This window comes from Chryseobacterium sp. S90, assembly GCF_047444895.1.
In the GTDB taxonomy this organism is placed as follows: Bacteria; Bacteroidota; Bacteroidia; order Flavobacteriales; family Weeksellaceae; genus Chryseobacterium.
In genome coordinates this window covers 142,124-155,627 of the sequence record NZ_JBLGCX010000005.1, presented here as the reverse complement: position 1 = coordinate 155,627, position 13,504 = coordinate 142,124, and the positions used below count along the sequence as shown (strand labels likewise).

At 34.1% G+C, this 13,504-nt stretch carries 12 protein-coding genes and 2 tRNA genes; 3 read left to right on the top strand and 11 right to left on the bottom strand.

Going from position 1 to position 13,504, the window contains the following annotated elements:
* Window positions 1-411: 411 nt before the first annotated feature.
* The 5 genes from ACLMCG_RS14575 to ACLMCG_RS14555 form a co-directional block, all read right to left on the bottom strand.
* A complete protein-coding gene (locus tag ACLMCG_RS14575) occupies window positions 412-1,386 on the bottom strand; it encodes a deoxyhypusine synthase family protein (RefSeq protein ID WP_045500886.1) in 975 nt (324 codons plus the stop codon).
* Window positions 1,387-1,871: 485 nt separating this feature from the next.
* Window positions 1,872-2,252 carry a GreA/GreB family elongation factor gene (locus ACLMCG_RS14570; protein WP_047379596.1) on the bottom strand — a complete coding sequence of 127 codons (381 nt, stop codon included), beginning with the start codon at window positions 2,250-2,252 and terminating at the stop codon, window positions 1,872-1,874.
* Between the two features lie 299 nt (window positions 2,253-2,551).
* Window positions 2,552-3,196 carry a hypothetical protein gene (locus tag ACLMCG_RS14565; protein ID WP_047420005.1) on the bottom strand — a complete coding sequence of 215 codons (645 nt, stop codon included), beginning with the start codon at window positions 3,194-3,196 and terminating at the stop codon, window positions 2,552-2,554.
* Window positions 3,197-3,244: 48 nt separating this feature from the next.
* Window positions 3,245-3,637 carry an alternative ribosome rescue aminoacyl-tRNA hydrolase ArfB gene (gene arfB, locus ACLMCG_RS14560; protein WP_223599832.1) on the bottom strand — a complete coding sequence of 131 codons (393 nt, stop codon included), beginning with the start codon at window positions 3,635-3,637 and terminating at the stop codon, window positions 3,245-3,247.
* 16 nt (window positions 3,638-3,653) lie between these two features.
* Entirely contained in the window at window positions 3,654-4,667 is a 1,014-nt protein-coding gene (locus ACLMCG_RS14555; RefSeq protein ID WP_413960104.1) for an AMP-binding protein, read from the bottom strand.
* Between the two features lie 99 nt (window positions 4,668-4,766).
* On the opposite strand from ACLMCG_RS14555, the gene ACLMCG_RS14550 reads away from it, so the two are divergent.
* Window positions 4,767-4,837, top strand: a tRNA-Gln gene (locus tag ACLMCG_RS14550).
* A gap of 232 nt (window positions 4,838-5,069) precedes the next feature.
* Window positions 5,070-5,140: transfer RNA gene (locus ACLMCG_RS14545), tRNA-Gln, on the top strand.
* 180 nt (window positions 5,141-5,320) lie between these two features.
* Here ACLMCG_RS14545 and ACLMCG_RS14540 read toward each other — a convergent pair.
* The 4 genes from ACLMCG_RS14540 to ACLMCG_RS14525 all read right to left on the bottom strand — a co-directional run bounded on the left by ACLMCG_RS14540 (window position 5,321) and on the right by ACLMCG_RS14525 (window position 9,516).
* Window positions 5,321-6,346: a hypothetical protein gene (locus tag ACLMCG_RS14540; RefSeq protein WP_413960105.1), complete on the bottom strand. Its 1,026-nt coding sequence runs from the start codon at window positions 6,344-6,346 to the stop codon at window positions 5,321-5,323.
* A gap of 500 nt (window positions 6,347-6,846) precedes the next feature.
* Window positions 6,847-7,170 (bottom strand): helix-turn-helix domain-containing protein, encoded by a 324-nt coding sequence (locus ACLMCG_RS14535; RefSeq protein ID WP_413960106.1) that lies wholly within the window; start codon window positions 7,168-7,170, stop codon window positions 6,847-6,849.
* A 35-nt stretch (window positions 7,171-7,205) separates the two neighbouring features.
* Window positions 7,206-7,637, bottom strand: coding sequence for a helix-turn-helix domain-containing protein (locus ACLMCG_RS14530; RefSeq protein ID WP_413960107.1), 432 nt, complete (start codon window positions 7,635-7,637; stop codon window positions 7,206-7,208).
* 121 nt (window positions 7,638-7,758) lie between these two features.
* Entirely contained in the window at window positions 7,759-9,516 is a 1,758-nt protein-coding gene (locus tag ACLMCG_RS14525) for a hypothetical protein (RefSeq protein ID WP_413960108.1), read from the bottom strand.
* Between the two features lie 582 nt (window positions 9,517-10,098).
* Here ACLMCG_RS14525 and ACLMCG_RS14520 point away from each other — a divergent pair.
* Complete coding sequence (locus tag ACLMCG_RS14520; RefSeq protein WP_413960109.1) at window positions 10,099-11,520, top strand: hypothetical protein; 1,422 nt, start codon at window positions 10,099-10,101, stop codon at window positions 11,518-11,520.
* 9 nt (window positions 11,521-11,529) lie between these two features.
* On the opposite strand, the gene ACLMCG_RS14515 is transcribed toward ACLMCG_RS14520, so the two are convergent.
* The gene (locus ACLMCG_RS14515; protein WP_047420013.1) at window positions 11,530-12,162 is read right to left on the bottom strand and encodes an HdeD family acid-resistance protein; all 633 of its coding nucleotides are present in this window, start codon (window positions 12,160-12,162) and stop codon (window positions 11,530-11,532) included.
* Between the two features lie 155 nt (window positions 12,163-12,317).
* A complete protein-coding gene (locus tag ACLMCG_RS14510) occupies window positions 12,318-13,424 on the bottom strand; it encodes an agmatine deiminase family protein (RefSeq protein WP_413960110.1) in 1,107 nt (368 codons plus the stop codon).
* Window positions 13,425-13,504 lie beyond the last annotated feature (80 nt).

The window sequence follows — 13,504 nt, the reverse complement described above, 5'->3', positions numbered from 1 at the left end:
TGGAGAATGCAAAGACGCAAGTTCTTTGAATACAATGAACGTTAAGGCCCAAGGATTTTATCTCCGATAAAATTTTATATTGTATAATTTCTTTTACCTCATGCTGATTTTGCAAACCAGACAATCTGTGTAATTCGTGGGATCTGTGGGAATAATGTATATCACTTTAATCTATTAAGAAAAATGAAAATTGTAAGAATAATTAAGTTTCATCTTTGATGAAAAGTAAAGCATGCTGCTAAATAAAATAACTTTAGCTATTTCCCTTAATGCTCTTTACAACTTAAATAATCTTAATGGTTCAAATTGTTTTTAGTTTTCAAAACAAATCTATTTTTCAATCATAAAATAAAAAAAGCGCTCCAAATGAATTGAAGCGCTGTATTGTAATCTCTGATGAGAATTTTATGCTTAAGCGTTTTCTAAGATGTAAGAGAACATCAATGGTGCACAGATAGTTGCATCACTTTCAACGATAAATTTCGGTGTAGTGATATCAAGTTTACCCCAAGTGATTTTTTCATTTGGAACAGCACCTGAATAAGATCCGTAAGATGTTGTAGAGTCAGAAATCTGGCAGAAATAAGACCAGAAAGGAATGTCATGCATTTCCATATCCTGATATAACATTGGTACTACACAGATAGGGAAATCTCCTGCAATACCTCCACCAATCTGGAAGAATCCAACTCCTTTTCCTGCTGAATTTTTAGTATACCAGTCAGCAAGGTAAGTCATATATTCAATTCCTGATTTCATTGTAGTAGCTTTAAGCTCGCCTTTGATACAGTAAGAAGCGAAAATGTTACCCATTGTAGAATCTTCCCATCCTGGTACTACGATTGGCAAATTAGCTTCTGCAGCAGCAATCATCCAAGAGTTTTCTCTAGGAATTTCGTAATACTGCTCTAATACTCCTGAAAGAATCATTTTATACATGAATTCGTGAGGGAAATATCTTTCTCCTTTAGCTTCAGCATCTTTCCAGATCTCAACGATATGTTTTTGTAATCTTCTGAAAGCTTCTTCTTCAGGGATACAAGTATCTGTAACTCTGTTCAGACCTCTTTCTAAAAGATCCCACTCGTCCTGAGCAGTCAAATCTCTATAATGAGGAACTCTTTCATAGTGAGAGTGTGCTACAAGGTTCATTAAATCTTCTTCAAGGTTAGCCCCTGTACAAGAGATAAAATCTACTTTCCCCTGACGAATCATTTCAGCAAGAATCTTCCCTAATTCAGCAGTAGACATTGCTCCAGCCAAAGTAATCATCATTTTTCCGCCATCTTTAAGATGTGCAACATATCCTTTAGAAGCATCCACCAATGCAGCTGCGTTGAAGTGCAGGTAATACTTTTCTATGAATTCAGTTATCGGTTTGCTCATTTTTTTAATTTTTGCAAAGATAAAACTTAAAAACGGAATGCAGCCAAAGCACTTGAAGAAAGTATAACAGAGGAGTCTTTTTTTATCATTTGTTAAATAATACCAAAACTGTTTTGTTGGGAAACGCAAAGGTGCAAAAGTTTTTCATGCATTACTTATATTTTTAAGATGCAAGAACATCTCGACTTCGTTCAATATTAAATTTTCAGCAAGGGAAAACGTTTAATTTTTAGATTAAATTTTCGCGCAGATCACACAGATTACGCAGATTTTTATACTATCTGTGTAATTTGCAAAATCTGTGTGAGATAAAAAAGATACAGTACATAATTTATCGCAGATAAAATCCTTGCGCCTTGCAACATTCATTATATAAAAATTTACGCCATTGCGTTTCCAAAACAGATGAGCCAATGAAATAAAAAGCGCAACTCTATTGAGCTGCGCTTTCATTGTAATTCAACCTAATATTATTCAACAAAAGGTTATCCCTCCCAGGCTTCTACTTTCAGGATCTCAATCTTTCTTTCTCCATCCCTGAAAGGCCAGCTGATAATATCCCCCACTTTATATCCTACTACTGCAAGAGCAATATCGGATAGTATGGAATGTTTATTCTTTTTAAGTTTTGCTTTGGTAGACGGTACAAAAATATATTCGTGCTCAAAATCTAGAGTATGATCTTTTAAAGTTACTTTCCTTTCAACTGTTACGATATCAGCAGGCAAATCTCTTCTCAATACCTGTTTTGCATTTCTAAGTTCTTCCGTAAGTCTTTTTTCTTCTCCGATGCTCACTTTTTTTCTTCTGAGTGTGTCTTTTATAGCATCATAAATTCCGGTGGTTACAATAATATGATTGGACATTTTTCAATTTTTTTAAATTAAAATGCAGTTATTCCCTGACGACCCAATGTAGAATCCAGGCATACAACAGCCTTCCTCTATAGAAAACTGCAAAAAAAGCAATAAATAAAATCCGGAATAATTCCCTGTCTTGGATCCTGACAGGGCTTAATTGATAAAGTCCTTAGAACTTTTCAGAAAAGAATCTGTGTGCAGATAAAGTAATGACAGCAACAATCCTGATTGCCTGCGTTCTGCCGAGAAAGAGATTGTTGCTGCCATTATTATGAGATTATATGTAATCCTTACAAATATAGCATTTAAAAACGAAATGTAGCTGCTGCGCTCAAAGAAACTCTTGTCAGACCTTCTTTCTGGTCATCATCAAGATCAACGGTCTGTCCATTCACTTTTATTTTGCTTAAGGTTCCTGCGGTAATACCTAACTTAGGACCTATCATAAAGTTTTTTGAAACTGCATATTGATAGGCTGCCCCCAGTTCCAGACCAAGGTTGGAGCCTGTACCTTTTACAGCTGCTGTTTTTGTAGTATAGGTAATTACTCCAAGAGATACATCAGCAACAAGTTTATGGTTTGTTGGTTTGGTATAATTGGAGAACATAACGGAAGGTCCAAAGAATGTAATATTATCTTTAGTGCTTATAGAAGCTGTGACCGCCTGTCCATTCATATTGTATCCGCTCAATACTCCGCTGCTGGAAGCATTATAGTTGGAAAATTTAGCACCAATCCCAATGTTTTTCAAATTATAATAAGCAGCAATTTCAAAATGAATTCCGTTTTTCAATCCTTTAACGTAATTTTTTTCTGCCATGGAAAGCCCAGGTGCTGTTTTAGCTACTCTCCATGCATATCCTACAGCAGGTATGATGGTTATTTTTTCCTGTGCAAAAGAAAATAAAGAACTCGAAATAGTTCCCAATAGAATTAGTTTTTTTATCATGGTTTTAAAGTTTCCGGCAAAATTAAAATTTTCTTCGGGAGAAACAAGCTAAAATTTAAACCGTCTGTTCTCTTTTTTATCAGAAAGTTTTTTCTTGCCATCAAGTCTTTTTTGTTTTTGAGCTCTTGAGGGTTTTGTAGCGGTTCTTTTCTTCGGAACAATAAGGGCTTTGTTTACAATGTCTATTATTTTTTCAGTGGCTTTATTTTTATTCATCAGCTGGGTTCTGCTTTCTGAAACTGTAAGGAATAAAAAGCCTTCTGCATTGATTCTGTTTTTCAGTTTATCCTGAATCAATACTTTTTGATCCTCATTAAAAAACTCTGATGCATCTACTTTCCAAAGTACGGTAACTGCAGTTTCTACTTTGTTGACATTCTGCCCTCCTGCTCCACTGCTTCGGGAAGTTTTGAAACTGAGTTCTTTTGAAAAGTCTTTCATTTTTTTTACTAAATATTTATATTTTATACAATTCCATTCTATTTACTTTTCCATTGGGTGTGCGCGGAATTTCACTGATGAAAATAATTTCTTTGGGTTTATGGAAATTTTTCTCAAATGGTATTTCTGAAATTTTCTTTATGATCTCATCTGATTGATTTCCTTCTATAATCAGTATCAATTTCTGACCCAAACTTTCATCCGGCAAACCTATAAATACGGCTTCATTTGGTATTTCCTTTTTCACCAAGGCTTCAAGAGCTTCAGGGAAAATTTTCGCTCCTCCAGAGTTGATAACATTATCAATTCTCCCCAGGAATTTAAACTCTTTTCCGTTTCTAACATCAACTAAATCATTAGTTTGTAATTCTTCAGCATTTACATTAGGTGCATAGATTTTCAGACATCCTCTTTCATCCAGTGAAATGGATACATTTTCAAAAACGGTGAAATAATCTTCCTGTTCCGGCATCAATTGTTTTAAGCCAATATGAGAAAGCGTTTCTGACATTCCATAAGTTTCAAAAATACGGTTTGAAGAATTAAGGTTCATCTGCAGAATTTTATTTTTCAGACTTTCTGAAACTGCTGCACCCCCAATAATCAGATTTTTGATCAGATGAAGTTTCTCCAGTGAATTTTCTACCTGAAGCGGAGTCATAGCGCAAAAATCTATTTCTTCTTCCAGGTTTTCTACAGGTTTCAGAGAAGGCTCAGCAACTTTTAACTTTAATACTCTTTCTATAGAACGTACAATCATCATTTTTCCGGAGATATATTCTACAGGCAGGCATAGTAATGCAGTATCTCCTTTTTTTAATCCCAAAAACTTGCAGGTCATCACTGCAGAATTGACCATTTTCTTTTTCTCAATTTCAAAAATTTTTGGAACTCCTGTAGAGCCCGATGTTTGCACATTTACCCCTGTTTTTTCTGAAAACCATTCTCCCAGAAAAATTTTCACTTTCTTTTCAAATTCCGTATTGAACGATAATTGATTAATATTGAGATTATTGAAGTCTATCAGCATATTTTCCGTAAATAAAATCTACAGTAAATTTAAAAAAAAAATCAAAAAGTTCTTGTATGTAAAGAAAAAAGCTGTAAATTTGCACCACCAAAATAAAACAGACCTATAGTGTAACGGTAACACTCCGGTTTTTGGTACCGTCATTCGGGGTTCGAATCCCTGTGGGTCTACAAACCATCCTTTTTGAGGATGGTTTTTGTTTTTATTATTATTCAAATATTTTTCATTAAAAATTTCATCATCCTGGTTTGATTTTTTAGCAAAAAAGATTCTTCTTCTATTCCAATGAGCCTGGGATTTCAAAAAATCAAATCCTATTTTTTCTTATAAACAGCAGAAAATTGAAAGAAGATATTTGTAAATAAGAAAAAAATATATAAATTTGCAACACCAAAATAAAGCAGACCTATAGTGTAACGGTAGCACTCCGGTTTTTGGTACCGTCAGTCGGGGTTCGAATCCCTGTGGGTCTACAAACCACTCTTTTTTTAAGAGTGGTTTTTTTATTTTCGATTCAATTGATCTATTCTAATTTGGGGCAGATATATCTACCGGCTCACAGCTTTTACTTCTTTGGTATCTTGTATAATTATTAAAAAGACTGCCTCTGTGATGAAGCAGCCTGTTTATAATACTTTTTTATTCTATAAAAATTAAAAAAACCTTGTAAGAATTATTCTATAATCCAGAGCTGCGTCTCCATTATTGGTAATATTGATCACATCTGCTGAAGGCATTGTCAGTGTATAACTAAAGGCTGAACCTGTTCCTCCTGCGCAATTTGGCACACCAGACCAAACCACTGAAGTAGTGGTTCTGTTTACTTCTGTAAATACAGGCCCTTTAGAGGTTGTATCAGTATTAAGAAGCCCATCTATTCCCTTAATAGAAAAAGCATTGTTAAAAGCATTGCTGGTAACATAATATTCTGCCACGGCAGTACGTGCACAGGCATTTCCAACAGAAACTACAGCCTTATAAACCCCAGCATTTGGAATCCCCGCAATCAAAGTACCAGTAGCTCCAGCTGTTACATTCACCGTATTATTAATAACCGTTCCATATACATTACTAACAGCCTTATTCAAAACACCGTTTCCATCTGAATATATTGGGGTAACAATCGTTGCACCTGCAGCGATATCCATGGTCCTTACTCTGGTGCTTCCCGCAATGTCTAAAGTATTGGTAGGAGTATTTGTAGCAACTCCTATATTACCTAAGGTTAAATCTATTGCCAAATCATTTCCACCAGGAACGCGAGAAATAATAAATACACCATTATTTCCATTGAAATTAGGGTTTATTCCCATTACGGCCTGCTTTATTCCTGTAGTTCCTGTAGTTCTTAGAATTGATAATATAGAATTATTGGCTATGGGATTTTCTATCAGCAATCCGGTATTGGTAGCTTCACCTCCTCCGATACCTGTGGCTGTTCCCCGATTTAAGACATGGAGATTAGATAGCGGAGTAAGATTCCCAATACCAACCATTCCTGTGGAGGTTACTATAAAATCATTGGATTGCTGTACATCAGTGGGAGTACCTGTGGCAGGATTGTCTTTTGCCCCATCAACATGCAATGAACCTTGAGGGTTTGAAGTTTGTATCCCAACCTGAGCATGGGTAAAACTGGCAATGATTAACATTGATAACAGTAAAATGTTTTTCTTCATTTTATTAGTTTTTTGAAATTTAGTAATATGATGTATTTTTTGATCTTAAAATTTTATTTCAAACCATAATTCCTAAATCATTCTTGAATGTAATCCTTATAAATCTCTTTACATTGTACCATACTTCATGACACTTTAAAAACTTTATAAGAGATTATTTATCAATTGATTAAAATTAAGCAGAAAACAAACATCAAACAATATTTTTAGATAAAATATTAATAACCATATATTGTTTTAATTAAAAATACTATTCAATAAATAGTATTTTACACACTAAAAACATTCACATGTGGCTTAAATTTTAAATTATATTCATTAATAAAATCCCGGATTTTTGTGACCAAGACACAGTTTTTTCTCGTAAGGAGTTTAAGATATCATATAGGTTGATTGAATTCGAGCCAGGAAATAGTAAAAATGCTTTTAGCTATAATTTTGATGTTCAAAATAGGGTTACACTCAATTATTGAATTATCGTGAAATGGACAAGTTATTTTTTAGTCTAAAAATATTTTTTTCCACCTGGCCAGTGTATTTCTGCTGAGACCAAAATATTTAGCTGTCTGTATATTATTCAGTTTCTGTTTCTTTTGATAGTCTAAAATTTTAAAAATTGTGGACTGATCATAAGACCGGTGATTTCTTCCATTCAAGTTTTCTGAAATGTTTTCTCCAAATATGATCTTATTGAGATGTATTACCTCCAGTCTGGAAAGTTCTTTTTTATTTAATAAAGGTAAGCATTGTTCTTTTTTATCAGGAAATTTTAAGGCCAGCAAATCATTGAATATCTTTTTATAATCTGGTTTTGAACATTTCATATTATAATATTTTTCATTATCCTTATAGATCTTTGCTAATATTTTTCAAGCCATTTATACAAAGTTGATTTTGGAATATTATATTCTTCCATTACTTGTTTTTTTGTTCTTTTACCGGTACGGACAAGCTCAAGGATAAAATCAATTATTTCCTGGGTATACAGATTTTTTCTAAACTGAGGGAGAGCACTTTTTTTATCCTCTTTTTGTTTTATACTCTGTATGTTGCTTTTTTGGGGTGCAAATAGTATCAGATACTGGGAATAAACCCGAAAAAAATCATATTGTAACAGCTTGCTCCATCTTAATAATACATTAGTTGGAAGATCTTTCTGCAGATACATTACCTCTATTTCCGTTTCTGAGGACCGCATAAACTTACATATCCTTGTCATTTCAAATTCATTTTGTTCTACGTGCGAATGAATCATGCTTCCAATGTGAATATTTTTTAAATCTAATGCCATGTCTTATCTGATAAAATTTGATTTGTTTTATTATACTTTATTTAAATAAGCAGGGATTTGGAAAATCCAACAATCCCTGCCTGTCAACAACCATAAAAATAAAATATCCTCTTTTCTCTTACTATTTAATAGCTGTTGCAAAAATGGATGTCTCAGACCATGCTGCATCTCCAAATCGTGAAATGACGGTTGCGTTATTAGGATTCCCACCGGTAACTGTGGCTCCGGCAATATATCTATAGGTTTTCTCTTTGGTATCAGTATTTTCAATGATAATTGTTCCCTGAAATACATCAAACTGTTGAGGATGTCCTGCAGAAGCAGGTCCCTGTACTCTGAAACTCATTAATGAAGGGCCTTTTAAATCACCGGTTCGTGTAAGTGCAGCTCCTACAGCCACATTCCCTTCTCCGAAAGAACTTCTCACAAACATCCAGTCGTCATTATCCAGATTACCTACAGTTTGTGCCAGCTGGGTAATGGTAACCGCCCATTTTCCAGGAGGCAGAGTTATATATTGCCCTGTATACCTATAGTTTCCATCATTAGCAAAAGGAATACTGATTCCAGATCCTGCTACGGCTCCTCCTACTGCAGTTTGAGATGCTGGAATTTTCCATTCAGCAGTACCATTGGTATCAGTTGCAGTTAATACAGATCCTACAGCAACCGAACCACTTGTGGCATTCTCAAATCTCCTTGTTCCTACAATATGAAAATTAGTTTGTGGACTAGTGGTTCCAATACCTACTCTTCCATTTTTATTTAAAGTCATCAATGCATTTCCTGTATTGGGAACTCCTGCAAAAAACTGCAAAACATTTTGTGCTGCTCCAAATCCATAAAAATCATCACCTGCAGTACTGTTCCAGATGGCTAATTTTTTCCCCTGAGTTGTGCCCAAATCTAAAAGATTATTTGGTAATGCTGTACCAAGGCCAATTCTATTATTTCTTGCATCCACATTAAAAGTGGTCCCGTCTATAGTAAAATGGCTGGTTCCGGTGGTTGCAGTACTTGTAAACGCCAGATTATTACCTGCTTGTGCAACGGTTCGGTTTGCCGACAATGTTCCATTATTATTATAGATACTTGTATCAGTAATACCATCTCTCCATGTAGCAACACCATTAGCATCTGATGTTAAAACTTTATTGGCTCCCTGAGTTCCATCTACAATTTTAACAGCTCCGTTAGTTGCAGAACGTATATCCAGTTTATTGGTTGGTGCTATTGTTCCTATTCCTATATTCCCGGAAGTATTAACCACAATATCATTTACCTGCTGTGCAGCTGTGGGAGCAGAATTAATATTATTATCTCTTGCACCATCTATGTGAAACATAGCCTGAGGAGTAGCTGTTCCAAAGCTTACATTCTGATTATCAGAAATAAAAATTCCAGGTTTTGCCGGATTATAAGCATACTTTCCTGTTTGTGCAGCACCCATTGCCAAACCATCAGAGCCATAGGTATTTCCTCCTTCTGTATTTTGCCTTATATAATATCCAAAGTTTTCCGCATTTTCACTAAACAATAATGAACCTCCTGAGCCATCAGCATTTGCATTAGAATGAATTCTCAAAATAGGATTAGCAACGCTTCCAGGTTGTGAGGCCGGGCCTCCTACTCTCAATTCATCTCCAATGACCTGCAGGTTTGACTTTGGAGCATCAGTTCCTATTCCTGTTTTTCCTTCATCAGTAACGGTAAGCATTTCTTTGTTATTAGAGTTATTAATTCTCATAGCTTTTGTGGCAGAAGTACTTCCTTTACTCTGAATGTCCAAAGTAGCTCGTGGATCAGGAGTATTAATGCCCACCTGAGAATAAGCAAAATGTGTAACCATTATCACAGATAATGTTAGTATTTTTTTCATTTGTTTGTCCCTTTAAAATGTTTGATTTTTCTTTTGTGTATTTAGAATCGTACTTAAAAAAAATGACCGGTCTGAAATTTTTCTTATGCTAAATTTGATAATGCAAACTTACAACCGGCAAATAAAAAAAATTCTACACCAAAGACACTTCAAACCACAACACATTAACAAACAAACAGTTAAAATACAACCGAAGTAGCTTTGAAGTAAATATAAAAAGTGAATTATTACTATTTTCAGAGTAAAGTTGAGGGATGGAGAGGAGAATCATAAATACTTTACAAGCAAAACTTAATGGTTCTGTTATTTAAAAGCAGGGATCATAAATATCCCTGCTAATAAACACAAACACTTAGAATGAAAAAAAATTTTCGTAGTAAATGTATCAATACTATCTACCCAAAGTATTACTTCAAACATACTTCACATTATAATGAATTAAAAAACAGCATTTTGTAAAATAAACTGAGTATTTTTGACGTATATTTTCACTCTATTCTAATGTAAAAATTATCTGTAATTATTAATTTTTTTAATCATATTCATAAAAAAGTTATTTTTGCTTTAATAATTTTAAAAAATATGTTCCCTAATTTTAGAATTAAAGCACTATATCTGATTTTCTTTTCTTTCTCTCCATTTTTTGATGCTCAAGACTATTCTTTTCAGCCTGAACCAATAAAAACAACATGGGAATATAAAAGTAAAGGTGATTTCGAAGGAGCTTTAAAGTTTAATACCAAAGCTCTTACCCAATATGAAGAGAATGGTGATACCAAAGGAACTATTATGGTATACACGAATATTGGTGGCATATTATGTAATTTCAGCAGGTATAAAGAAAGTCTGGAGTATCTCGACAAAGCTAAAAAGGAACTTAAAAATTTCAGTTCTCCTTTTCTGATAGGGAATTTATATAATGAGTATGGCAAAAACTATACTCAGCTGGGATTATTAGAACAATCTAATGCTGCATTCAACAAAGCAGAATATTATATTAAAAAGCTCACTGACGAACGTCAGAAAAAAGCAATTCTATTTTATAATTATTCATGGAAGCGTACGAATTTTGTAAGGATGAAAAACCAGGATTCTTTACAGCATATAGAGAGAAAAATGCTGGCCGTTAATCCCGGCACACTTACTTATACAAGGATAGCTGATGGTTTTATAGCAAAAAAAGTTCACTTAGATTCTGCAGAATACTATATAAATAAGGCTATGCTTAAATTCAGTACTGCAAGAAGAACTGAAAAAGGAATTGCATTATTTAGTTACGGAGATCTCTATAACGTAAAAGGAGATCAAAAGAGAGCTCTAGAATATTATTTAAAAACGATTGATTTCTTCCAAAAAACAAAAAACAAAACTGCATTACTTACCGTTTATGATACCATTTCCAGTGTCTACAAATCTCTTAATGAAATTGAAAAATCAAATGATTATTTAAGACAATACACAGCTCTTAACGACAGTCTCAACAAGAATCAAAGGGAAGCTGTAAATCTTGCTGTGAATACATTAGTAGAATTAAACAAAGAAGAAAAGGAAAGAGAAAGAAAAATATTTTATCTTATAGCTTTGGCTATTATAGTCATATTTTTAATATTATTTTATTTTATACGAAAAATCTATATTAAAAAGGAACTCAAAAAAGATAAAATTATTGAGAAAAAGATCCAGGAAACGGATGTCCTTAAATTAAAAGTAAATGATTCCTTTGAAGAAATCATCCAATTAATGGAAAGCAGAAGCCCATTATTTCTGATCCGTTTCAAAGAAGTATATTCTGAATTCTACGAAAAGCTGACTGCACATACTCCGGAACTTACAGAGCATGATATAAAATTCAGTGCTTACATCAGATTAAATCTTACCAATAAAGAAATCTGCCAATATGAAAACATCAGTTTACGGGGAATAGAGACCAAGAGATACAGGCTCAAGAAAAAGCTGAAACTTTCCTCAAGTACTGACCTTCAGAAATGGATTCTGGAACTGTAAAATAGGTCATTATTTTTTCAGATCATCAATCTCTTCCTGTATAGATTTGATTCTATCTCTTAGTTCCTGGCTAACTTTTCCAGGAATTTTTTTAATTTTCCTTAAATCCAGAGCCAGCATAATGGAAGCTATTCCCATAAAAATAAAAGAAACCCCTGTAAGCGTAACTAATGAAATTCCTGTAAACACCGGATTAAAAATCAACAACAGAGAAAATATAATTCCTCCGACACTGGCCAGCGCTACATTTCCCCAGCTCATTATTCTCATACTTCTTAGATCGAATGCAAAACCTAATAGCTGAAAGGAACGAAATAGTAACGTGAATCCGATCACAAACGGCAGCACAGTCATTGAAATCTGAGGATTTGCGATGAGATAAACTCCTATTGCAGTAGTTAATAATCCACTTACAAGAAACCAACCCCAACCCTGCAGGGATTTACTGTTCTGTAAAGAAAAGAATATTTCCGTAATTCCAGAGAATAAGAATGAAACACTAAAAAAAATAGAAAGTGTAACATACGTTGCAAGGGGCACACTGAATACATAAAAACCACAGATTAGGAATATAATTCCGAAGATTAATGGAATGTACCAGTGTTTTACAGTATTGGTAAGGGTTTGAAATAAATTGGCCATAGGTGTCTTCTTTTGGTCCTGCCTACTTTTTGTAACGGTTTTCGGCTTATCCGCAGGTATTTCAAACAGATTAAAATTTCACCTGGATTTGAAATATAACCTCTTACCAATATACGAAAATAACCTTAGAAAATAAATCACTTCATTCTTTAAATTTATCTTGCCGAAGCTCCCGCAGGCTGCTGTTGGGTAACACAATGCACCATTCCTCCATTTTCATATAGATTTCTTACATCTATTCCTATAACTTTTCGATCCGGATACTGCTCCTGAATAATCTTATTGGCAGTTTTATCATTAGGGTCTCCATAATTAGGAACAAGTACTACTGTATTGGCAACGTAATAATTGACATAAGAGCCTTTTTCTTCCAGCTGTTTCCCATAGGCTGTTTTCACTTTGTTCATGGTTGCAGGCAAGTAAACTTTTTTGTATTCTTTTCCATTTACATTAGTTGCTGTATAAAGTGTATTGACATCTTTTTCCGAAAGCCCGAGCTCCAGAAGATCATCTTCTTTCATAGTAATCATGGTATTATGATTAATGAATTTCATGAAACCATCAATATGCATATCGGTAACATCCAGTCCTGTTATGCCATCCAGCCAGATCACTTTTGAAATACCATAATAGGTTTCAAACATTTCTTCAGCTTCTTGCTGAGTGATATCTTTGTTTCTGGTAGCTCCTTTTTTCTGACTGATTACTGAGCTTTTACAAGCCATTAAAACCCCGTTTCCATCAGTTTCCACAGAACCGCCTTCATTTACCATTTCTTCATTCAGATTGATTACTTTTATTCCCAGGTCTGCACCTATCTTTTGTGGAATTTCATCACAGTTTTCAAAATCAAATTTCTCACCCCAACCGTTAAATCCCCAATCTTCAATGAGAATATTTCCTTTGTCATCTTTTACGAAAATTGGCCCGTTATCTCTGATCCATACATCATCAGTGGGATACACTTTGAAATCAACATTCTTCATAGGAACTTTATTTTCTTCCAAAAGACTGGTAATTCTGTTTTTTTCTTCCGCATTATAAGCAATAATGTGAACTTTCTCGCCTGACTGAAGAGCTTTCGTCATATCTATCCAGGTCTTCTCTACCCTTTTACGGTACGTCATTCCGTGCTGATAATGATGGGGCCATTGCAGCCATGTTCCTTCATGTTTTGAAGATTCTTCGGGAAAATGATAGTCTGTCTGTGCCATAATTACTATAAAGCTCAATACTAAAGTGAGTGTGAATAATTTTTTCATATCATTAAATTTCTTTGACTTTACACAAAAAGGAAGATGAGAAGAAATACATTTTTCATTCTATTCGTTTTTTTGAAGTT